Annotated in this window: 21 protein-coding genes and 1 pseudogene; 12 read left to right on the top strand and 10 right to left on the bottom strand. The window is 64.8% G+C overall.

All coding sequences use genetic code 11. From position 1 onward, the window contains the following. Positions 1-307: 307 nt before the first annotated feature. Positions 308-769, top strand: a complete 462-nt coding sequence (locus M3I53_RS14650) for a DUF2917 domain-containing protein (RefSeq protein WP_254316634.1) — start codon at positions 308-310, stop codon at positions 767-769. Positions 770-883: 114 nt separating this feature from the next. Here the strand turns inward: M3I53_RS14650 and M3I53_RS14645 are convergent, their stop codons facing one another. Further along, on the bottom strand, positions 884-2047 hold the full coding sequence (locus tag M3I53_RS14645) for a porin (RefSeq protein WP_254316633.1): 1164 nt from the start codon (positions 2045-2047) through the stop codon (positions 884-886). Positions 2048-2674: 627 nt separating this feature from the next. On the opposite strand from M3I53_RS14645, the gene mprF reads away from it, so the two are divergent. Further along, the gene (mprF, locus tag M3I53_RS14640) at positions 2675-5284 is read left to right on the top strand and encodes a bifunctional lysylphosphatidylglycerol flippase/synthetase MprF (protein ID WP_254316632.1); all 2610 of its coding nucleotides are present in this window, start codon (positions 2675-2677) and stop codon (positions 5282-5284) included. Between the two features lie 92 nt (positions 5285-5376). After that, positions 5377-6654 (top strand): virulence factor family protein, encoded by a 1278-nt coding sequence (locus M3I53_RS14635; protein WP_254316824.1) that lies wholly within the window; start codon positions 5377-5379, stop codon positions 6652-6654. A 165-nt stretch (positions 6655-6819) separates the two neighbouring features. Here the strand turns inward: M3I53_RS14635 and M3I53_RS14630 are convergent, their stop codons facing one another. From M3I53_RS14630 to M3I53_RS14615, 4 genes are all read right to left on the bottom strand, one after another. Continuing rightward, positions 6820-7083: a cupin domain-containing protein gene (locus tag M3I53_RS14630; RefSeq protein WP_254316631.1), complete on the bottom strand. Its 264-nt coding sequence runs from the start codon at positions 7081-7083 to the stop codon at positions 6820-6822. 194 nt (positions 7084-7277) lie between these two features. Beyond that, complete coding sequence (gene ahpF, locus M3I53_RS14625) at positions 7278-8879, bottom strand: alkyl hydroperoxide reductase subunit F (RefSeq protein ID WP_254316630.1); 1602 nt, start codon at positions 8877-8879, stop codon at positions 7278-7280. Between the two features lie 187 nt (positions 8880-9066). Then, positions 9067-9630, bottom strand: a complete 564-nt coding sequence (gene ahpC, locus M3I53_RS14620; protein WP_028202722.1) for an alkyl hydroperoxide reductase subunit C — start codon at positions 9628-9630, stop codon at positions 9067-9069. Positions 9631-9942: 312 nt separating this feature from the next. Next, positions 9943-10851: a LysR family transcriptional regulator gene (locus M3I53_RS14615; protein WP_254316629.1), complete on the bottom strand. Its 909-nt coding sequence runs from the start codon at positions 10849-10851 to the stop codon at positions 9943-9945. Positions 10852-11018: 167 nt separating this feature from the next. Here M3I53_RS14615 and M3I53_RS14610 point away from each other — a divergent pair, with 167 nt between their 5' ends. The 5 genes from M3I53_RS14610 (at position 11019) to M3I53_RS38195 (ending at position 13904) form a co-directional block, all read left to right on the top strand. Next, the gene (locus M3I53_RS14610; RefSeq protein WP_254316628.1) at positions 11019-11744 is read left to right on the top strand and encodes a pirin family protein; all 726 of its coding nucleotides are present in this window, start codon (positions 11019-11021) and stop codon (positions 11742-11744) included. 132 nt (positions 11745-11876) lie between these two features. Next, positions 11877-12290, top strand: a complete 414-nt coding sequence (locus M3I53_RS14605; RefSeq protein ID WP_254316627.1) for a DoxX family protein — start codon at positions 11877-11879, stop codon at positions 12288-12290. 203 nt (positions 12291-12493) lie between these two features. Further along, the gene (locus tag M3I53_RS14600) at positions 12494-13051 is read left to right on the top strand and encodes an aromatic acid exporter family protein (protein WP_254316626.1); all 558 of its coding nucleotides are present in this window, start codon (positions 12494-12496) and stop codon (positions 13049-13051) included. Positions 13052-13318: 267 nt separating this feature from the next. Next, entirely contained in the window at positions 13319-13447 is a 129-nt protein-coding gene (locus tag M3I53_RS38200; protein WP_266227690.1) for a hypothetical protein, read from the top strand. 40 nt (positions 13448-13487) lie between these two features. Continuing rightward, the gene (locus M3I53_RS38195; RefSeq protein WP_302057693.1) at positions 13488-13904 is read left to right on the top strand and encodes a rubredoxin; all 417 of its coding nucleotides are present in this window, start codon (positions 13488-13490) and stop codon (positions 13902-13904) included. Between the two features lie 26 nt (positions 13905-13930). Here the strand turns inward: M3I53_RS38195 and M3I53_RS14590 are convergent, their stop codons facing one another. Next, a complete protein-coding gene (locus tag M3I53_RS14590; RefSeq protein WP_254316823.1) occupies positions 13931-14785 on the bottom strand; it encodes a helix-turn-helix transcriptional regulator in 855 nt (284 codons plus the stop codon). Between the two features lie 130 nt (positions 14786-14915). Here M3I53_RS14590 and M3I53_RS14585 point away from each other — a divergent pair, with 130 nt between their 5' ends. The 3 genes from M3I53_RS14585 (at position 14916) to M3I53_RS14575 (ending at position 18893) form a co-directional block, all read left to right on the top strand. Further along, the gene (locus M3I53_RS14585) at positions 14916-15746 is read left to right on the top strand and encodes a carbon-nitrogen hydrolase family protein (RefSeq protein WP_254316625.1); all 831 of its coding nucleotides are present in this window, start codon (positions 14916-14918) and stop codon (positions 15744-15746) included. A 123-nt stretch (positions 15747-15869) separates the two neighbouring features. Further along, positions 15870-17225 carry an APC family permease gene (locus tag M3I53_RS14580; RefSeq protein WP_254316624.1) on the top strand — a complete coding sequence of 452 codons (1356 nt, stop codon included), beginning with the start codon at positions 15870-15872 and terminating at the stop codon, positions 17223-17225. A gap of 534 nt (positions 17226-17759) precedes the next feature. Then, a complete protein-coding gene (locus M3I53_RS14575) occupies positions 17760-18893 on the top strand; it encodes a DUF2242 domain-containing protein (protein ID WP_254316623.1) in 1134 nt (377 codons plus the stop codon). A 76-nt stretch (positions 18894-18969) separates the two neighbouring features. Here M3I53_RS14575 and M3I53_RS14570 read toward each other — a convergent pair whose 3' ends face one another. After that, entirely contained in the window at positions 18970-19596 is a 627-nt protein-coding gene (locus M3I53_RS14570) for a LysE family translocator (protein WP_254316622.1), read from the bottom strand. A 389-nt stretch (positions 19597-19985) separates the two neighbouring features. Here M3I53_RS14570 and M3I53_RS14565 point away from each other — a divergent pair, with 389 nt between their 5' ends. Further along, on the top strand, positions 19986-20468 hold the full coding sequence (locus tag M3I53_RS14565; protein WP_028202732.1) for an Lrp/AsnC family transcriptional regulator: 483 nt from the start codon (positions 19986-19988) through the stop codon (positions 20466-20468). 38 nt (positions 20469-20506) lie between these two features. Here the strand turns inward: M3I53_RS14565 and M3I53_RS14560 are convergent, their stop codons facing one another. The 3 genes and pseudogenes from M3I53_RS14560 to M3I53_RS14550 all read right to left on the bottom strand — a co-directional run. Further along, entirely contained in the window at positions 20507-21175 is a 669-nt protein-coding gene (locus M3I53_RS14560; protein WP_254316621.1) for an OmpA family protein, read from the bottom strand. A 6-nt stretch (positions 21176-21181) separates the two neighbouring features. Then, positions 21182-21985: a flagellar motor protein gene (locus M3I53_RS14555; protein WP_254316620.1), complete on the bottom strand. Its 804-nt coding sequence runs from the start codon at positions 21983-21985 to the stop codon at positions 21182-21184. A 14-nt stretch (positions 21986-21999) separates the two neighbouring features. Then, a pseudogene (locus M3I53_RS14550) lies at positions 22000-22426 on the bottom strand (Crp/Fnr family transcriptional regulator); the annotation flags it as partial.

Below are 22426 nucleotides of genomic sequence, written 5' to 3'. Positions count from 1 at the left end.
ATGCAAAGGTGGAAAGAGACTCGCACGCAACACAAGCGACGGCTGGCAAAGCCAGTTAAAGCATTTCTGGTTGACAGCGCGGCAAGGCACCCCGCACACTCGACCCATGCACACTTCCTCCACCCGCCTCGTCATCGCAAACACGATGAATCATCCGTGCAAAACCCATACGGGTAACCCACGGGGATGGTGTGCGTACTAGCAGTCTGTCGTCACGCAAATCACAAGCCCCGCCGGCATCGACGGGGCTTTTTGTTTTTCTGGGTGACAGCGCTCCGTTCGTCGGCTCCAAAAACTGGAGAAAACGATGGATGACGCTTTTCAGGCAGCCTCACTGACCGCTTCGCAACTCGCCTCGCAACCCGCTTCACAGCCCGCTTCACAGCCCGCTTCACAGCCCGTTGCGCACGCCGTTGCGGACGCAACCGACCGCTTCGACGATTTGTTGCCCGTCCAATCGGTCCACTTCGCCGTGCCGCCCATGCGCACTGTCACCTGGCGCGTGAGCGCATCGGCCACGCTGCGTGTTCGGGTAACCCAGGTGTGGGTCACGCGCGCGCGGTCGCCCTACGACCACTGGCTGCAACCGGGCGAGACGCTTCGGCTCGAGCGTGGCGAGCGCATCTGGCTCAGCACCGAGGCCGCCATGCCGGCGCGCGTGAGCATCACGAGCGCGTGGCAGCCGCCGTTCGCGGGCGTGCGACGCGGTATGGAGCGCCTCGCCGCCTGGCTTGCGCTGCTAACGCTCCGGCGTTCGCACGAGGCGTGACGCGCGAAGCCCTGGCGCTTGACGCGCTTTGACCCGCACTCAGAGCCGCAAACGCCAAAACGCCGGATGCGCCGCCCTACTGGCGCATCCGGCGTCGGATATCGCGGCGCGCGGTCAGAACTTGTGCCGCAGCCCGAGGTTCACGATGGTCTGGTTCGACGTGCCAGCGTACCCGTAGGAGCCAACCGAAGCCTCGGCCGGCATCGAGCCGCCCGCGCCGTTGCCGGTATCGCCGCTCGCATGCTGCCAGGCTGCCGTCATGTAGAGGTCCGTACGCTTGGAGAGGCTGTAGTCCGCGCCGAGCGATACCTGGTTGTAATTCGCCGCGGTATCGCCATTGGCGTGCGTGTAGCTGTAGCCAATGCCGAGCAGCAGCGCGGGGCTCAGCTGATAGTTCATGAAGCCCTGGCCGGTGTTGTACTTTTGCGTCTCGCGGAACACAGAACTCGCATCGGGCGAGTAGCGCGCATTGCTGTAGCCGAGGCCAAAGGTAAACTGTCCGAGCTGATACTGCGCCGCTGCGCGCGCGATGGTGAGCGAGTGTGCCGTGGCGTAGCCGGAGTTGATAGGGCCGTCGAAGGTGCCGTCCGAAGTGCTCGTCCAGCCGCCGGTGCGAATCGCGTTCACGGCCTGGCTGTTCGTCGCGTAGAAGTAGCCGCCTGCCAGCGCGAGCGGACCGTTGGTGTAGTTGAGCGCCGCCGAGTACGACTGCTCGGCGCCTGTCGAGCCCGCAATGCCGCCAAACGAGTACATCGCCGCAGCCTGGAGACCGCTCCATACGGGAGTGGTGTACTTGACGGCGTTGTTCACGCGAAAGCTGTTGTCGTAGTTGTCGACGTCGCCGGGCGTGGCGAACACGGAGCCGAAATAGTTGTCCGCCGTGATGCCCTGCACGAGGTCGATGAGCGGGTCATACTGCCGCCCGAGCGTGAGCGACCCGTACTGCTCGGCCGTCAAGCCCACGTATGCCTGTCGGCCGAACAGCCTGCCGCCCTGCGCAAGCGCGCCTGTGGACGGGTTGAAGCCGTTTTCCAACTGGAAGATCGCCTTGAGGCCGCCGCCGAGATCTTCGGCGCCCTTCAATCCCCATCGCGAGCCGGAGAGATTGCCGTAACTGCTGTTGCCGAGCGTCCAGAGATTGTGGCCGCCGTCGGCATGGTTGACGTAGGTAATCGAGGTGTCGATGGTGCCATACAGCGTCACGCTGGTCTGTGCCTGAGCCACGCCGGCCACCCCGAGCGCGGCCAGCGAAAGGGAAGTCAAGGCTAGTCTTTTCACGTCATTCTCCCGGCGCAGTAAAACAACTCTTGACCAAAGCAGACTAACTCGCCCGTCGAGCATTGTAAAAGGATTAAACAAGCTGTCTCGAATTAGTGACAGCGATTGCAGGAAGCACCTGGCTAACAAGTGAAACATTATCTCAAACTGCGCAACAATGCCCGACGCAACTGTCTGGAACGCCCGCCACGCAAGGCTTTCGGCAGATCGGCCCCATCGGTGCATGGTTTCATGCGTGCACTCAGCGGCCGCTCATTACTCATAACTTAACGATTACCTTCCGGTTCGACCCACCTGGTAATCAGACTTTCAAAGAATCATCCCCTAATGATTATTCCCCAATTAAACCCGCTGATCACGACGCGCCATCGAGCCGGAAAGATCTGCACCCAATAACGGTTTCTTGCACCCCGGCGTCAACCGGCGGGGAGTCCTATGCGTTTGCTGAGCTTAACGAGTCCTTTCCGAACGATTACGATTCGGCTCGAATTTCCGGTTCGCGGCGCGCGGTGCGCGAGAACCGGCCTCGAAAGAAAGTAAGCGCAAAACGCGAATAACGCGATGTCACCGCCGGGGAAGCTGTAACAGTCGATACGGCGACATCGCAGAGAGCCACCAGACCGATCCATGTCTCGATCGCATTCTTCGCGCGCGGCGCGCGCCCTCGGGGCGCTGCGCCGCCGTGCCGGGGCCCTGCACCTGCAGCGCTTTGTCGCGCCGGTGTTCGCGCTCGGCATTTGCGCGCTGCTGCTGGTCGTGTTCCAGCACCTCTCGCGCACGGTCGACTACCACTCGGTGATCCGCCAGCTCTGGACGCTCACGCCAGCGCAATGGGTCGGCGCGCTCGCCGCCACGGCCGTCAGCTTCATCGCCTTGGTCGGACGCGACGCCGTGGGCCTGCGCTACCTGGGTGCACGCGTCTCGCGCGGCGCGCTGTGGGCCGGCGCGATCGCCGGCTCGGCGCTCGGGAACGTCACCGGCTTCGGCGCGCTCACGGGCGGCGCCGTGCGCTGCCGCGTCTATGGCGGCGCAGGCGTCACCCCCGCGCAGATCGGCCGCATGACGGTGTTCACGAGCGTCACGCTCGCCCTCGCCCTCGTGCTCATGACCGCGCTCGGCATGGTGGGCGCCGCCGTCACGCTCTCCGGTCTGCTGCACCTCTCGGCCGACGAGCTGCGCCTGATCGGCGGCGTGGTCCTCGGCTGCGGCGCGGTGATGGTCATCCTTTGCCCCGCAAGCGCGCGCGAGATCGAGCCGTTCGGCCGCGCCTGGCTGCGCTTTTCGGTGCCTGCGCGGCGCGACCTCGTCGCGCAGCTGCTGCTCGCCGCGCTCGACGTGGTCGGCGCCGGGCTCGCGCTGTGGTCGGTCATGCCGCATGCGCTCCTCGGCTTCAGCGACTTCCTCACCGTGTATTGCGCCGCCATGCTGCTCGGCCTGATCGGCCACACGCCCGGCGGCATCGGCGTGTTCGAGGCCGCGATGGTCTACGCGCTCGGCCCGAGCGTGCCCACCTCCAAGGTGCTTGCTGCGCTGCTCGCCTATCGCGCGATCTACTTCGGCGCGCCGCTCGCACTCGCCGCGGCGGTGCTCGCCGTATTCGAGGGCCGCGCGCTCAAGACGCCGCTCAGCGCGCGCTTTGCGAAGCGCGGCGCCGACGGCGTCTCGCAACTCGCGCCGCTCTTCCTCGCCATCGTGACGTTCGTGACCGGCAGCATGCTCGTGATCTCGGGCGCCACGCCCGCGTTCTCCAAGCGCATCGCGCTGCTGCAAACCATCGTGCCGCTCTGGGTGCTCGAAAGCTCCCAGCTGATGGGCAGCCTCTTCGGCGTATTGCTCCTGTTCGTCGCGCGCGGTCTGCTGCGGCGTCTGGACGCCGCCTGGTGGCTCGCGCTCGTAATCGCGATGGCCAACCTCGCGCTCTCGCTCGCCAAAGGCCTCGCCTTCGTCGAAGCGGGCGTCCTGGGCGTGCTGATCGTGCTGCTCCTTGGCACGCGCAAGCGCTTCAATCGGCACTCGTCGATGTTCTCCGAGCGGTTCACGCCGGCCTGGCTCGCCTCGGTCGGCTGCGTGATCGCGCTTGCCGTGTGGGTGCTGCTGTTCGCGTTCCGCGACGTGCAGTACTCGCAAAGCCTCTGGTGGCAATTCGCCTTCCACAGCCGCGCCCCGCGCGCGCTGCGCGCCACGCTCGGCGCCGGCGTGTTCGCGGCCGCGCTCGCACTTTGGCAATTGCTGCGCCCCGCCGCCGGCCGCTTCGTGATGCCCCCGAGCGAAGACCTCGAAGAGGCCGCGCGCATCGTGCGCGCCCAGGAGCGCAGCGACGCGGGCCTCGCGCTGATGGGCGACAAGAGCTTCCTGTTTTCCGTCTCGCGCAAGGCCTTCCTCATGTACGCGAAGCGCGGCCGCACCTGGGCGGCGCTGCACGATCCGGTCGGCCCCCGCGAAGAGTGGCCAGCGCTGATCCGCGAATTCGTCACACTCGCCCATGCGCACAACGGCCGCGCCGCGTTCTACCAGGTGCGCGCCGACGCGCTGCCGCTCTATCTCGACGCCGGCCTCACGCTGATGAAACTCGGCGAGGAAGCGCGCGTGATGCTGCAGGAATTCGACCTCAAGGGTCCGCAGCGCGCGCACCTGCGCTACGCGCTCAAGCGCGGCGAACGCGACGGCTTTTCGATCGAACATATCGAGCCCACGCAGATGGGCGCGAGCCTGCCGGTGCTGCGCGCGATCTCCGACGCCTGGCTGCAGGACCGCGAAGCGCGCGAAAAGAGCTTCTCGGTAGCTGCATTCGACGACGACTATCTCGCCGCGCAGTCCGTGTTGCTGATTCGCCAGAACGACGAGCCGCTCGCCTTCGTCACCTTCATGACGACCGATCTGAACACCGACGCAACGGTGGGCGTCATGCGCCATTTGCCGGGCGCCTCGCCCTACGCGATGGAGTATCTGTTCACGCAGCTCGCGCTGCATTTGAAGGCCGCCGGCTACCAGTCGCTCTCGCTGGGCATGGCGCCGCTTTCGGGCATGGGCCCCTCGCCGCTCGCGTCGTCGTGGCACCGGCTCGCGGGCTTCATCTGGCGCTTCGGCGGCCGTTTCTATAACTTCCGGGGGCTGCGCGGCTTCAAGAACAAGTTCGCGCCGCGCTGGGAACCACGCTATCTGGCCGCATCGGGCTCGATCAGCGTGTTCATCACCCTCGCCGATCTATCGCTGCTGGCAGGAGGCTGGCGCTCATGACATTCCGTATTCCCAGGCTGCCGCGCATTGCAGGCACGGCAGCGGGCGCCGCTGTGCTCGCGTTTTTCACGGCTCACGCCAGCGCGGCTTCGATGCCCGTCTCGACGCCCGCTTCCGCCGCGACGATGCACGTCTCCGGCGGCCGTTACGGCGAAGTCGCAGTGACGAAACCGACTGGCGCGATGCGCGGCTTCACTGTGCTGTTCTCGGCGGATCCGCACTGGAGCGCCGCCGACCAGACGCGCGCCGAAGCGCTCGCGCAGCATGGCGCACTCGTCGTCGGCGTGGATACGGAGCGTTATGCGCAGAACCTCGCCGCCGTGAAGAACGAGACCTGCCACAAGCTCTACAGCGACGCCGAAGCGCTGAGCCACCAGCTCGAACGTCAGCAGGGGTCCAGCGAGTATTACGCGCCGATCGCCATCGGCAGCGGCGAAGGTGCGCTCATCGCCCAGCGCATGCTCTCGCAGGCGCCCGCGAACACGATGGCGGGCGCCGTGTCGCTCGATCCGGCTGCGAAGCTCGACGCGCGCTTCGCGCCCTGCCCGGCCGATCCCACGCTCTCGCGCGGCAACGGCCTGCCCGGTTTCTTCGAGCAGGGTGTGACGACGAAAGATGCGCGCGCAACCAGTTCTGGCGCACCGCGTGCCTTCGCTCCCGGCGTTGCCGACGCCGACAAGATCGTTGCACTCACCACGAATCATCTGCGCGTCGTGACGGAAAGCGAAGAGGACGTGTCGGACCTGCCGCTCGTCGAACTGCCCGCGGCACACCCCACCGACATGCTCGCAGTGGTAATTTCGGGCGACGGCGGCTGGCGCGATCTCGACAAGACGATTGCTGAAGCGCTGCAAAAGCAGGGTATTTCGGTGATCGGCTGGGACGCGCTGCGCTACTTCTGGAGCGAAAAGACGCCCGAGCAAACGAGTCACGATCTCGCCCGCGTACTGAAAACCTACGGCTCGCGCTGGCATGCGCAGCACATCGCGCTGGTGGGCTACTCGTTCGGCGCGGACGTGATGCCATTCGCCTACAACCGTCTGCCCGACGCGTTGCGCGCGAAGGTGTCGTACATGTCGCTGCTCGGTTTCGCGCCGGACGCCGACTTCCAGGTCCGCGTGACGGGCTGGCTCGGCATGCCCGCCAGCGACAAGGCGCTGCAGGTGCGCCCGGAACTCGCGAAGGTGCCGCCTTCGATCGTGCAATGCGTGTATGGCGCGGGCGAGAAAGACACGCTGTGCCCGGCGCTCGTGAATACCGGCATCGACGTCGTGAAGACGAACGGCGATCACCACTTCGACGGCGACTACAACGCGCTCGCCGGGAAGATCATCGCGGGGTGGAAGAAGGAAATCGCGGCGCGGGGGTGAGGGAGCGAGTCGCCTTCGCGCCAGCGCTCCCACATTAGTCTTCGCTGGCTATCGGAGCACTCGGTCGCTGTTTCATTTGTAACACCTCGGCTGCTCACGCAGGGTTTGTGTGCTGCATCGACCGGTTGAATCCGCTCGGCCCCTCGCGGCATAGGCGCCCCGCCTTCACTTCCTCCCCACCAGGTACTGCACGCCCTGCGGCCCATAGCGCTCGGCGTGCGGCAGGTTGGCGGCGAGATGAAACACGTCGCCGGCCTTGTAGTGTCGCTCTTCGTCGCCTACGCGGATGTGCAGTTCGCCCTCGATGACCAGCGCCTTCGCTTCGAACGGATGCGAATGAACCTCCATGACGCCGGCTTCGCGCGTCACGACAACGGGCTCGGGAAAGCCTTCTTCGGCCAAGCCGCGGATGAATGTTTCGCGCTGCATGTTTCGTCTCCTCGATCGACGGTGTCGACCCGACAGCAGCCAGTTTGGCACGCGCACCGAGACGGTGTTCAATTAATTTCGCATATTGCGTAAAAGGCTGTCCGCCCGTGCGGGACTGAGCCGTCTTCTTGCGCGAAACCATAAAAAAACGCCGGCGTGAGCCGGCGTAAAGAGAGACTGCTCTAAACCTTTGCTCAGGCGACCACAGGCGCCGCTTTCGCGTCCTCTTCCTGCTCCACGGAGGAGCGGATCAGGTAATCGAATGCGCCGAGCGATGCCTTCGCACCTTCGCCCACGGCGATCACGATCTGCTTGAACGGCACGGTCGTCACGTCGCCCGCGGCGAACACGCCCGGCACCGACGTCTGGCCCTTCGCGTCCACCTCGATCTCGCCGTGCTTCGACAGCGCCACCGTGCCCTTGAGGAACTCGGTGTTCGGCACGAGGCCGATCTGCACGAACACGCCTTCGAGTTCGAGATGGCGCTTCTCGCCCGACGTGCGTTCGAGCCAGGCGAGACCCGTGACCTTCTGGCCGTCGCCGGAAATCTCCGTGGTTTGCGCGTTCAGGTGCACCGCGACGTTCGGCAGGCTGCGCAGCTTGCGTTGCAGCACTTCGTCCGCACGCAGTTGCGCGCCGAATTCGAGCAGCGTGACATGGCTCACGATACCGGCCAGGTCGATCGCCGCTTCCACGCCCGAGTTGCCGCCGCCGATCACCGCGACGCGCTTGCCCTTGAAGAGCGGACCGTCGCAGTGCGGGCAGTAGGCCACGCCCTTGTTCTTGTACTGCTGCTCGCCCGGCACATCGACATTGCGCCAGCGTGCGCCGGTAGCGAGCACGACACTCTTCGCGCGCAGCGTCGCGCCGCTTTGCGTGCGCACTTCGAAGCCGTTGCCCGTGGGCACGAGCGCTTCGGCGCGCTGCAGATTCATGATGTCGACGTCGTAGGCGCGCACGTGCTGCTCCAGCGCCGTGGCGAACTTCGGCCCTTCCGTTTCCGTCACGGAAACGAAGTTCTCGATGGCCATCGTGTCGAGCACCTGGCCGCCAAAGCGCTCGGCGAGCACGCCGGTCTTGATGCCCTTGCGCGCCGCATAAATCGCAGCCGCAGCGCCAGCGGGGCCGCCGCCGACGATGAGCATGTCGAAAACATCCTTCTGATTGAGTTTCTCGGCTGCGCGCGACGATGCGCCGGTGTCGAGCTTCGCGAGAATCTCTTCCACGCCCATGCGGCCCTGGCCGAACACTTCGCCGTTCAGATAGATGGTCGGCACGGCCATGATCTGGCGCTTCTCGACTTCGTCCTGATACAGCGCGCCGTCGATCGTGACGATCTGCACGTTCGGGTTGAGCGAAGCCATCGCGTTGATCGACTGCACGACTTCCGGGCAGTTCTGGCACGACAGCGACATATAGACTTCGAACGAGAACGCGCCGTCGAGCGCCTTCACCTGTTCGGTGGTGTCGTTCTCGAGCTTGACCGGGTGGCCGCCCACCTGCAGCAGCGCGAGCACGAGCGACGTGAATTCGTGGCCCATCGGAATGCCCGCGAACGTGACCTTCACGTCGGAGTTCGCGCGCTTGATGTCGAACGAAGGGGTACGCGCGTCGCCGGCTGCGGCGCCACGGCGTTCTTCGTAGGAGATGCGATTCGAGAGCGATGCGATGTCCTGCAGCAGTTGCTGCAGTTCTTGCGACTTCTCGCCATCGTCCAGGTACGCAACGATCTCGATCGACTGCGTGACTTTTTCGAGGTAGCTTTTGAGTTGATCTTTGAGGTTGGCGTCGAGCATGGCTTTTTTTCCGGCTAGAGAAGAAGCGGGGAATTCTAAGTATTGCCTGGCAATTTCGCCGCTCCGCTTAAGGCGTCAAGAGGCGAACAGGGCACCCGGGCCGCGGCCGCGTGGGCGCGGCCCGGGGATACAGCTAGTGAGACTTGGGCGTCATGCGATCAGGGCGATCGCATTTGAACAGCGACGCTTAGATCTTGCCGACGAGGTCGAGCGACGGCTTGAGCGTTTCAGCGCCCGGCGTCCACTTGGCGGGGCAGACTTCACCCGGGTGCGATGCCACGTACTGAGCAGCTTGCACCTTGCGCAGCAGTTCCTTGGCGTCACGGCCAATGCCGTTGTCGTGGATTTCGCACAGCTTGATCTCGCCTTCCGGGTTGATCACGAACGTGCCGCGCAGTGCCAGACCTTCTTCTTCGATCATGACGTCGAAGTTGCGCGTGATTGCGCCCGTCGGGTCGCCGACCAGCGGGTACTTGATCTTGGCGATCGTGTCCGACGTGTCGTGCCATGCCTTGTGCGTGAAGTGCGTGTCGGTCGACACACCGTAGACTTCAACGCCCAGCTTCTGGAATTCTGCGTACTGGTCAGCCAGGTCGCCGAGTTCCGTCGGGCACACGAAAGTGAAGTCGGCCGGGTAGAACACGACAACCGACCACTTGCCCTTGAGGTTTTCCTCAGAGACCGGAACGAACTTACCGTTGTGGTATGCGGTTGCCTTGAACGGCTTGACTTGCGTGTTGATGAGAGACATTCGTTGTTTCCTCGCTCTGGGTTGGGAAAAGGTATGGACGAAGATTACGGGAACCGCGTCCGTTTGAAAAATTGGTTGCTTTGATCGCGGGTATTAACCCTGCCTATCGGACCCTATAGCGTCTGTCAAAGCCCGCCAGCACGGGGTTCCGCGCCCGCATCGCGCGGCCCGAGCGACCCTCGGGGCGGTGAGCATACAACGAAACTGCGACAATGCGCCTCACGCGGCCGCGCTGTCATGCTGCGTTCACGAAGCTTCACGCCTTAGATGCAGGCGCAACGGCCCATCTGCAAGGGCCGCATGCTTGCTGCGTCAAAGCGCCCCGCCACGCGCGGTTGCCGCACGAGCGGCGAGCCGCTCGCGCAGGTATTGCGTGAATGCGCGGATCGTCACGGAAGCTTCACGATGCTGCGGGTACAGCGCGTGGAGCGCGTTTGGCGGCGGCATGAACGGCTCCAACACCTCCACCAGCAGGCCCGCATCGACCGAGCCCGCCACGATGAAGTCCGGGAGATAGCAGATGCCGAGCCCGGCGATGGCCGCCTCGCGGAGCACTTCGCCGTTATTCGCGCGCAGCGGCCCATGCACGTCGAAAGGCGTGCGCACGCCATCGACGATGAATTCCCACGGTGCGCGGCCCTGCTGCCCGTACGGCAGGCAGGCGTGCTGCGCCAGATCGGCGGGCGTTTGCGGCGCGCGCCGCCGGCGCCGGTAGCCGGGGCTGCAGCAGGCGATCATGCGCACGTCGATGAGCTTTTGCGCCACCAGCGTGGAATCCGCCAGCCGGCCGATACGCAGCGCCATGTCGAAACCCTCGCCGATCACGTCGACGGTGCGGTCGCTCAGATCCATGTCGAAGCGCACGTCCGGGTGCTCGCGCAGAAATTCGGCGACGAGCGGCGAAAGGTGCGCCATGCCGAACGACATCGGCGCGCTCACTTTCAGCAGGCCGCGGGGCTCGCTGCGCCGGTCCGACATGGCCTGCTCGGCCTCCGAGACGTCCGCAAGGATGCGTTTCGCGCGCTCGTAGAAGTCCTGACCGAGGTCGGTGACCGCCAGCTTGCGCGTGTTGCGTACGAGCAGGCGCGCGCCCAGATCGGCCTCCAGCGCCGCCACACGCCGGCTCACGAACTGCTTGGAAAGCCGCAGCCGATGGGCCGCCGCCGTGAAATTGCCCGCATCCACGGTGTTCACGAAAATTCGCATGTCGTCGAGTTGCATTCCAATTGTCCACTTCGCGGTGACAGTGAGTCGTATTTTACGGCGATTCAATTCGATTTGATTGACCTAAACTTCTTCCATCGCAAGCAATCAAGCGAATCCCATTAACCCAATGGGGCCAGAGGAAGGCGCTAGCGCGCCAGCTCTGCCCGCCAGGAGAGACGGAAATGATCGAACTTCGCAAGGCAGACCAACGCGGCCGCGGTGAACATGGCTGGCTCAGCTCGCGTCACACGTTTTCGTTTGCCAACTACTACGATCCGAAGCAAGTGGGCTTTTCGGACCTGCTGGTGATCAACGACGACCGAGTGGCCCCGGCGCGCGGCTTCGGCAAGCACCCGCACCGCGACATGGAAATCTTCTCGTATGTGCTGGAAGGCGCGCTGGAGCACAAGGACTCGATGGGCACGGGCTCGGTGATCGTCCCCGGCGACGTGCAACTGATGAGCGCCGGCACCGGGGTCGCGCACAGCGAGTTCAACCACTCGGCCGACGAAGGGGTGCACTTCCTGCAGATCTGGATTGCACCGAACGTGAAGGGTGCGCAACCGCGCTACCAGCAGAAGAACATCGCCGATGAGCAAAAGCGCGGCAAGTTCCGCCTGATCCTCTCGCCGGACGGCGCCGAAGACTCGCTGTTGCTGCGCCAGGACACACGCGTCTATGCCGGCCGCCTCGACGGCGCGGAAACGGCGAAGGTCGAAGTGGGCGCCGAGCGCTACGCTTATGTTCACGTGGCGCGCGGCAGCGTCAAGCTGAACGGCGTGGAACTGGGCGAAGGCGACGGCGCGCGCATCCGCTCCGAGCGCGAGTTGAGCTTCAGCGACGGACACGATGCAGAGGTCCTGGTGTTCGATCTGCGTAATATCGAAGTGTCGGAGCTTTGGTCCTGACTTCGGCGTTGCGCTTGAGGTTATGCTGGCGCGGACCGGCGCGCGGCGGTCCGCTCACTGAGAGCGGGCCGCCGCCCGGCAAAGCGCGAACTGATACGTAGTGAAATGCTTAAAACTTCTTCGGAGAAAACCATGCGATACAACCTGTTCGGGCCAGGCAACGACGTCGTGCTGCTGGTCTCGCGCATCTTGCTGACTTCCCTGTTCATCCTGTTCGGCTGGTCCAAGATCACCGGTTTTTCGGGGACGGTCGACTACATGGCGCACGTGGGCGCGCCCGTGCCGATGCTGTCGGCCGTCATCGCCGTGATCATGGAGTTCGCGGTCGGCATCCTGCTGCTCGTGGGCTTCTTCACGCGGCCGCTCGCCGTCCTGCTCGCGATCTATACCGTTGCGACAGCCTTCATCGGCCATCACTTCTGGACCATGACGGGCGCCGATCAAATGGCGAATATGATCAACTTCTACAAGAACATCAGCATCGCCGGCGGCCTGCTCGCACTCGCGGTAACGGGTCCGGGAGCGATCTCGATCGACAGGAAGTAACGCACGGTTTGGTTTGACGGAAGAAAGGCGCGATGCTGGATGGCATCGCGCCTTTTTTGTGTCCGGAGCGCGACCTGCGCCACGCGGCGAAGCCGTTGCGCAAGTCTTGCCTGCCCGGCGATCCGCACACGGCGAACACGGCTTGATATGCTTGGCAGCGCGAGCGCTTATCCTCACGTTCTCCTTACGATCGATCACGCGTGATGCACGACCCACAAGACGACCTCTACGCCTATCTCACCTCGCTCCAGCAATCGGCGCTGGGCGCGCTCAAACGCCTGCCGCTCAAAAGCCGCGCCGCGCAAGGCACGCTCATGGCGCTGCGCGCCGTCTGCGCGGCAGGTCTCGCGTACAGCATCGGTCGCGCGCTGCACACCGAACAGGCGTTCTGGGCCGCGATCACGGCGATTGCCGTCACCCAGCACGATTACGCCGATACGCTCGCGCAGTCGCGCGACCAGTTCATCGGCGCGATTGCGGGCGGCGCGGTGGGGCTCGCGACGGCGGCGTTCGGCCCGGAAAATCTCGCGGCCTACCTCGTCGCCGTGAGCATAGTGATCATCGGCTGCTGGTGCCTGAGCGTGAGCACCGCCGCGCGACTGGGCGCGATCACCACCACCATCGTGCTGCTCGTGCCCATGAACGGGCCCGTGTGGGACATCGCGCTGTTTCGCGTGGCGCAAGTCGCCATCGGCATGGCGTGCGCAGTGCCGGTCAGCTGGCTGTTTTCGTATATCGAACGCCGCTGGCTGCAGTTGTGAGCGGCTTCTCTCAACGGCTGCGAAATAAACCATCTCCGCGCGTTCAGGAATCCGGTCCGCCTTCGCGGCGATAATCGATGCCGCTGTTCGGCGCAGGTTGCCGGGGGCGGAAATACGCGGCGCGTACGCGCAGTCGCCGCGCAAATGCCCCCTTGGGCGCGAAATCGTGCGAAACTCCCCCGCCGCGCTCTGCCGCCGTCATACCGATGATGGCGACTTTACGGGGCGCAATCGAGACCGCAACCCACGCCGCCGCAAGATCAACTTATGAACACCACCACCCGTCCCGCCGCTTCGAACGCCAAGTCCAGCAAGTCCATCACGCTCCTGCAAATGCTCGCGCTGATCGCCGCTGGCGGCATCGCGGCCTCGCTGCTGTTCCGCTACTTCCTGTGAGCGCAGCGCGTCCGGGGCATCAAGCCAACCGTTTTTGCTTATGTACAAGAAAGGCGTCGCCCTCGAAATCCAGTTCTCGCCAGAACGCCTGAATGACGGCGCCGGCGACCCGTACTGGATCGACCTCACCGCCGAGGAAGCCGCAGCGCTGCTCGCCACGCTGCAAAGCAGGCTCGCTGAACGCGATGGCACCGCAGCGCCGCTCGTCGTCGCGCTCGACACCCCGCCCGAAGGCGCCGCGCCCGAGGCCCCCGCAAGCGCCTCGACGGCTGCGGCCAGCGCCGACGACGGGCCCAAGCAATGGGTCTGTGTGATCTGCGGCTGGGTGTACGACGAAGCCGCAGGCGCCCCTGACGACGGCCTCGCTCCGGGCACCCGCTGGGCCGATGTGCCCGACGACTGGCGCTGCCCCCTCTGCGACGTGGGCAAGGAAGACTTCGCGCTCGTCGAGTTCTGACGCGCGCCGTCAAAGGCGTGCGGCGCTCATACGCCCACGCGCCCGAGCGGCTCGTAGAAAAGCGCAAACAGCTCAGACTGCGAACTCACGCCGAGCTTGGCGTAAATATGCTTCTTGTGCGCACGCACGGTCTCGAACGAGATGTCGAGCCGCTCGGCAATCGCGCGCGTGGAAAAGCCACTCAGGCTCAAGCGCACCACTTCGATCTCGCGCGCAGTGAGCGGCACGCGTCCGCTTTGCTGCGTGACCGTTTGGATGCGGCTCGCGAAGCCCGCCTCGCTCAACTGCCCCTGCCGCGCTGCGCTGCCGGCTTCAGACGCGTCCGACGCGACCGCCTCGGCGACACCCTCGGCAAACGTCTCATACGCAAGCCGCTGCTTCATGAGCGCGATCACCCACGGCGCGAACATCGCGAACAACGCAATATCGCGCTCCGTGTAATGGTGCTGTGCGCCGAGCGAGAAAATCAATGTGCGTGCTTCGTCGAGCGGCACGTTGAACTGCACTTCGTCGCCGATGATGTTGCTCTTGAAGTAACGCTGATAGTAGTCCGTCATGCGGAAATTATCGGGCGCGACTTCGGCGAGTGTGACGAGCCCCGCGCGCGGCTTCTCGCTCGCGTTCAAATAGAACGGATCGAGCAGGTACATCCCCTCCAGATACGCGCGGAACAAGAGATCCACGGTGCCGTCGGGCATGGGCGACTCGGCGCATACGAGCGGCACGCGATCGCGCCGGAAGACGAGCGCAACCCAGTTGTCGAACGCGACGAAGCGCTCGATCACACGCGTCATGCGAGTCCAGAAGTCGGGGCCGTCGAGGGCATCGATCAGCGTCGCGATATGGTGATGGAACGCGCGGTCCTGCCAGTCCAGTTCCACGAGGGGCTCCATGGGTCCTCCGATCAGGGTACCCCTGCAGGGTAATTTCTCGACAAAAATAACGTGGAGATAATAGCCGCTCCAGACGCCCACGCGGTGCTTTACGTAATACATAAGGAAGGAGACAGGCATGCAACTCGAACTCGCGCAGATCCCGATCGTGGACGGCGCAGTCGCTCCCAACCTCGCCCGCGTACTCGACGCTACGGCCAAACGCCGTGAAGGCAGCGATCTCATCGTCTTCCCCGAAGCCACGCTCACGGGCTTTCCCACCCGCGAAAACGTGCGCGACGTAGCCGAATCGCTCGAAGGTCCGTCTTTGAGCAAAGTCCGTGACGCCGCTCGCGCCGCGAAGATCGGCGTGGCGGTCGGCCTTGCCGAGCGCGACGGCGACCGCTTCTACAACACGACCGTCCTGATCGACGAACGCGGCGACATCGCGCTGCGCTACCGCAAGACGCATCTGTGGGCCACGGACGTGGGCGTATTCACGCCCGGCGACCACTTCGAGGTGTGCGAATTCAAGGGCATGACCGTGGGTCTCCTGATTTGCTACGACATCGAGTTTCCCGAAACGGCGCGCGCCGTGGCCTCGCTCGGCGCGGAAATGCTCGTCGTCACGAACGGCAATATGGATCCGTTCGGCCCCGTGCATCGCCGCGCGATCGTTGCGCGCGCAATGGAGAACCAGATGTTCGCCGCGCTCGTGAACCGCGTCGGTCACGGCGACGACAACCTTACGTTCCCGGGCGAAACGGCGCTCGTGAGCCCGTTCGGCGACGTGCTCTGCGAGTTGAAGAGCGAAGACGCGGTGCTGCACGCGAAGGTGGATCGCGCCCTGCTCGCGCAAAGCCGCGAACATTACAGCTATCTGCACGACGCACGCATTGCGCTCACTCTCGCGGACGAGAACGACGCGCGCGGCCGCCGCTCGCTCAATATCCGCCCGCGCACGCGTTAAACGCGCACAGCAGCAAGACCAGGTAACAAGCCCGGCAATCAGCGATCCGGCACGCCGCCATGCGCGGCTCGCCAGGCTCGCCCATGCCTGCCAGAACCGCAGCACCCAGGAGACAACTGCATCATGAAGCCTGCCTCGCCGTCGCATGAACGCGGCACTCAAGAACCTCACCTGAAGCGCACGCTCGGCCTGCCGTCCGTGCTCCTGTTCGGCCTCGCCTATATGGCGCCGCTGATCGTCTACGGCACCTACGGCGTGCTCGCTGGCGCAAGCCAGGACACCGCCGCTCTCGCGTATCTCATTGCGCTCGTCGCAATCGTCTTCACGGCGCTCAGCTACGGCAAGCTCGCGCGCCTTTTCCCGGTGGCGGGTTCGGCCTACACGTACACGCGCAAGAGCTTCAATTCGCATCTGGGCTTCATGATCGGCTGGGCCACGCTGCTCGACTACTTCTTCCTGCCGATGGTGATCTGGCTGATCGGCGCTGCGTATCTTGGCGCGGCGTTCCCGAGCGTGCCCGCGTGGATCTGGATCGTCGCGTTCATCGTGCTCACGAGTGCGCTGAACGTCATTGGCATCGAACTCGCGGCGCGCTTCAACATCGTGCTCATGATCGTGCAGCTCGGCATTGCGGCCATGTTCGTAGTCCTGTGTTTGCACTACGCCTCTGCGGCCGCGGGCCCCGGCGGCCTCATCACGGCACAGCCGTTCTTCCAGCCGCACGTGCCGCTCTCGGCAACGATGGCGGGCGCTGCGATCGCCGCGTATTCGTACCTCGGCTTCGACGCCGTTTCCACGCTCACCGAGGAAACCATCGAGCCGGAAAAGACCATTCCGCGGGCCATTGTGCTGATCGCGCTGGTGGGCGGCGCTATCTTCGTGATCGCCGCGTACACGCTGCAGCTCGCGCATCCGGGCGCTGTCTTCAAGGACCCCGATTCGGCCGCGTTCGAAATCGCTCGCAAGGTGGGCGGCGATATCTTCGTGACGATCTTCCTCGCAGGCCTGATCCTCGCGCAGTTCGCCTCGGGCATCTCGGCGCAGGCGAGCGTGGGGCGTCTGCTCTATGCGATGGGCCGCGATGAGGTGCTGCCCAAGTCGATCTTCGGCTACATTCACCCGCGCTTTCGCACGCCTGCGATCAACATCGCGATTGCCGGTGTCGTCGGTCTGATCGCGCTGAAACTCGACGTGGCCACGTCCACTTCGTTCATCAACTTCGGCGCGTTCCTCGCGTTCACTTCGGTGAATCTGTGCGTGATCCGCCAGTACTTCAGCGGCGCGGCGGGCACGCGTGGCTTCGGGTTGCTCGGCGGTCTGGTGTTCCCGCTGATCGGTGCCGTGACCGACATCTGGCTGCTGTGCAGCCTCGAAAAGACCGCCATCGTGCTCGGCGTGATCTGGTTCGTGCTCGGCCTCGTGTACCTCGGCTGGATCACGCGGTGCTTCCGCCAGGCGCCGCCCGAAATGGCGGTGTAAGCGCAGCGCGGCACACTCAAGTCTGCTTCAAGGAAAACGGCGAGCATCCTTACGGGCGCTCGCTGTTTTCCATTCTGCGTAGCGAAAAGAAACGCTTAGCTGTCCAGACTATCCAGTCAGCGTCCCCGCCTCACCCACGACGCGCCGCTTGCAGGCGTCGACGATCGCGCAGTGATCGCTTTGCACCTCGTTTTTCTTCCGTATCGAGCGACATGCGTAGATGCGGATTTCGATTCGTCGTGCTCAGGCAGTACTCCTCGATCATCGCAGACGCGCGTTATTCGCGGGCGCGCACAGCGCCAGATTGAACTGGCGGTTGCATCCGGCTTACTCCGCGGCGAGGAAGCCCGCTTGTTTCATCATGTGGGATGTAAGCTTCGAGACGCCTTCGTCCGGCTTTCGTGAAGCTTCGAAAAAACGAGCGTTCGGTCATGCGCAGCGGAACCGAACTACAATGCATGCCGTCCGATGCAATGCCGCATTGCTGCCCAGTTTCCCCCGAACATGTCCCGTTTTTCTAAAGTTTTCCCTCGTTTGGCCGTCCCGCTTCGCAGCGCCACCCTCGCCGTCGTCACGGTGACCCTGGCTGCTGCGCTCGGCGCGTGCTCCTCGCCCAAGCCCAAGTTCCAGGAAGATCAGCTGCTGAGCACCGCGCCCAGCCAGTTCTCGCGCAGCTTCAACTACGCGAGTACCGACGCCTGCGAGTCGTCGCGCCGCGCGCTCCTGAGCCAGGGCTACATGACGACGATGACGCGCAACGACACCGTCGACGCCACGAAGAACTTCCAGCCGACGATGGATCAGCACATCGTCGTGGAGGTGCATGTGGTCTGCACGCCGGGCGACGCGAGCAATACGAGCATGGTGTACGTGAACGCCGTGCAGAACGGCTACGCGCTCAAGAAGAGCGACACCTCTGCGAGCGTGGGGCTCTCGATTCTGGGGTCGGTTTCGCTGCCCATCCGCTCGAACAGCGACGAAATGGTGAAGATTTCGAGCGAGACGATCCAGTCCGGCCCGTTTTACTCACGCTTCTTCGATCTGGTCGGGCGGTATTTGAACGCATCGGCGCGCAGCGAGCCTGTGCCGAACGCCGGCGCGATCAAGATTTCGCCGTTGCCGCCACCGATCGAGCCGGTCACGGCCAGCGCCGCGCCCGCCGCGACCACAGTGGGGTCGGCCGCGCCGGCAGCCGCTGCAGCGGCTGCGGCGACCGGTGCGGCTGTGTTGCACAGCAACGCGCAGCCGGCCGCGCCCGTTGTGACAGCGCCACCGGCTGCGCCCACGCCAGCGCAGGCGCCTGCCACGGCGGCACCCGCGCCCGCCGCTTCGGCTCCGGGCGCATCCGCACCGGTCGATCAGGGCGCTGCAGCCGCGGCGGCGATCATGGGCGTGCCGTCGCCGGTTGCGGCAAACCCGCAGGCCGTGGGGCTCGCGGCGAGTGTGACCACTCACAGCACGGCGGCGCCTGTCGCGGCGGCCGCGGTGGCGGCGTCGGCCAGCGGAGCGACGGCACAAACGCTCGCGTCGGCCTCGACGACCTCCGGCACCCAGAGCGTGGCAGCGGCATCGGCAACGCCGTCAGCGGCCACGCTGACTGCAGCGGCCACGCTGACTGCAGCGGCCACGCTGACTGCAGCGCCGGCCGCATCGATCACCTCGCCGTAAGCGCCACCGAGCGCCAAACGGGCGTCACGCGAGCGGGCCCGCGCACACGCGCGCGAGCCATCCGCCGCCTGCGCGTTCAGCGTAAGCCGGCCATCATCGCGCCCATTCCCACCAGCAGGCTACCCATCAGGCGATTCACGGCGCGCATGCGCTTCGGCCGCTGCAGCACGTGGCGCAGACGGTGCGAAAACAGCGCCATCGAAGCCACGCCGCCTGCGAACAGCAGCGCGAACGTCGCCGCCAGCAGCAAAAACTGACGGTTGGCGCTCCAGGGCGCATCGGCGCTCATGAACTGCGGGAAAAACGACGGGAAGAACAGCAAGGTCTTCGGGTTGACCCCGGAGGTCGCGAATCCGCGCCAAAACAGATCGCGATGGCTCGCGCCATCGGCTTCGGCAGGCGCATCCGTGCCCGTCAAGGAGCGGCTGCGCCACTGTTTGCAGCCCAGCCAGACCAGATAGGCCGCGCCCAGCCAGCGCAGCAACGTAAGTGAATGCTCACTTATGAGCAGCAGCGAATTGAGGCATAGCGCCGTCAGCGCGAGCTGAAGCAGTACCGCGAGCGTGCCGCCCCAAACGCAGGGCAGCGCACGGCGCCAGCCGGCATTGAGCGCCTGGCTCATGGTGAGCACGTTGACGGGACCGGGCGTGTAGACAAGGACGAGCGCGGCGGCGAGAAAAGAGAGATACAGCTGGATCGACATTGGGGGGCGTACTGGCGAAGACGGGTGACGAATGGCGCTCGCGGTCGCGGGGATATTAAAAACGGGCAACAAAAAACCGCGCGACGCGCGGTTTTCAAATGCCACCTGCCTGACCGGGCACTGCTGGCCGCGTGGTGAACGCGCGCAACGCCCGGTAGCCGCCGCAAGGTGCAACGGAAACGGCCCTGACGGACCGCCGCTGCTTGTGGCTGCGGCGGCGCGCCCCATAGCGGGAAGGTGGCCGCGTGGGTCGTGCCAGGCAAGAAGGCATGTGGAAAATATACCGGGGAAGAGCGTGTATGGGCTTCCGGTTTTCAGGCAATATTGGTCAATACACGGAAGCTTCTTCCGCTAGAATTGCCAGTACCTGTACAAGATTCTTTTTCGCCATGAGCCCTCGTGAACGGCCGCCCAAAGCGCTCGACAACCAGGACCGCAAGATCCTCAGCGCCCTGCAAAAGAACGCCCGACTTTCGAACGCCGAACTGGCCGAGCAAGTGGGCATGTCCACCACCGCGTGCTGGAACCGCACGCGCCAGCTCGAAGCCGATGGCTATATCGACGGCTATGTCGCGCTCGTGAACCAGCAAAAGCTGGGCTACGCCGACATCGTGATTCTGGAAGTGACGCTCGACCGTCACGAAGACGACGCGCTCGCGCGCTTCGGCGCCGAACTCGCGGCGCTGCCCGAAGTGCTGGAGGCCTATCTCGTCTCCGGCGAGTACGACTACTGGATCAAGGTGGCGGTGGACGGCACCGCTGGCTACGAGCGTTTCCTGCGCGAGAAGCTCTATCGCATCTCGAGCATCCGCCACAGCCGGTCGATGTTCGCCTTGCGCTGCATGAAGGATGTGCCGTCCATGCAGGTGTGACGCGCGTTCGCCTGGCAATCACGCGAAGGGCGTGAGCGTCAGCGCTGCACGATCAACGTCACCCGCCGGTTCAGTGCGCGGCTCGCCGGGTCGTTGCCTGCCACGAGCGGGAAGTTATCGGCGCGGCCAATCGCGGCGAGCCGGTGAGGCTCGATGCCGCGCTCGACCAGATAGCGCACCACCGCGCCCGCGCGCGCCGAAGAGAGCTCCCAGTTCGACGCGAATTTCGCGTTCGAGATCGGCGTGCTGTCGGTGTGCCCTTCCACGAGGATGTTGCCCGCCGGCGCCGCGCGCAGCACCTCGGCGATACGGCCCAGCACGCCAAGCGATTCGGGCAGCAGCGTGGCATCCCCCGCGTTGAACAGGATCTTCGCGTTGATGCCGATCTCCACGCCGCGCGCCGCCGGCACGATCGTGATTTCGCCGCGCTCGCGCAGCGTTTCGAGCGCGGCGAGCAGCGCCTGATCGACGGCGGGCATTTTCCCGATCGCTGCCACCGTGCTTGTGCCCGTTCGCTGCGCCGCCGACCGTATTTCGGATTCCTTATGCTTTGCCAGCTGCATCGCGTAGAGCGCGAGGAACAGCACCATCAGCGTCGTAATCAGGTCCGCGTAGGAAAGGAGCCAACGGCCGGAACTCGATTCGCCGCCTTCGTCCTCGTCGTGATCGAATTGGGCCGTGAGCGGCAGGTCTTTATCGGAATGCATGGGCGGTCAGCTCGCGCGCGTCGTGTCCAGCGCCCACACGTTCGCTTCGCCTTGCAAACCGCCGCTCTTGCCGCCCACCTCCCCAGCGAGGCGCGTGGCGATCGTGTGGGGCGACTCCTTGCGCGAAATGGCGAGCAGGCCGTCGAGATACAGCTTGCGCAGGCGCAGATCGCTTTCGATATGGGCGCGCATCTTGCCATATAGCGGCAGAAAAACGAGGTTCGCGAATGCAAGGCCGTAAAGCGTCGCGACGAAGGCCACGGCAATGCCGGGCCCGAGTTCGGCAGGCTCGATCAGATGCCCTGTGACCTGGATCAGGCCGAGCACGGAGCCGAGAATGCCGAACGTGGGCGCGTAGCCGCCCGCCTGCTGCCACACGCGCGCCGCCGCCATATGCTTGCGCCCGGTGGCTTCGAGTTCGCGCTCGAGCGCATCTTCGAGCACGGCGGTCGAAACACCGCTCGCAAGCAGTTCGAGCCCGCGCCGCGCGAACGGATGAATGCCTTGCAGATCCATCGACTCGAAGGCGAGCAGACCGTTGAGCTTGGCCTGATCGCCCCATTCCAGCACGGCGGCGAGGCTCGCTTCGTCTACGCGCGGCGCTTTAACGAAGGCCATGCGCAATTGCTTGATGGCGTCGAAGAAACGCGCCCACGTGTTCTGGATCATCACGGCGCCGAGTGTGCCGCCCAGCACAATGGCCAGCGCCTCGGGCTGAAGCAGCGTGACGAAGTGGCCGCCTTCGAGCGAGAAGCCCGCGACCACAGCGAGCGCGCCAATCGCGATGCCGATCAGGGTAAGCAGATCCATGCGTGTCTCCCGACTCAGCGATCCGCCTGGCCCGCGCCAGGCGTCTTAAGTGCACGCACCGCTGCAAGCAGGCGCTGCTCGATGTCCTCGACTTCCACGGGATCGATCTTGATGTCGCGACGCATGACCCACGACACTTCGTTCTTGCGTGCGTCCGCCATCACCGAGAGCAGGCGCCCGGATACGGCCGGATCCTCGATCGAGGCGAGCAGCTTCGCGAGATCGTAGGTATCGAGCGCGCTCACGGCTTCGAACAGCGTGCGCTGATCGACGAACAACAGATCGTCGAGCGCCTTGAGTTCGCCCGAGCCGCGGTTCGTGCGCTGCGAAAAATACGCGACGCCCTTTTGCTCGACGAAGTTGAGCACCTTCGACTTGCGGAACGCGAAGACCTCGTCGGCGATTTCGGCGTGCGAGAGCTTGTTGAGAATGACCTTGCGC

The sequence above is a fragment of the Paraburkholderia sp. CNPSo 3272 genome, from assembly GCF_024206495.1.
Classification (GTDB): Bacteria; Pseudomonadota; Gammaproteobacteria; order Burkholderiales; family Burkholderiaceae; genus Paraburkholderia.
The sequence above is the reverse complement of the archived record's forward strand: the minus strand, read 5'-3'. Positions and strand labels throughout refer to the sequence as shown.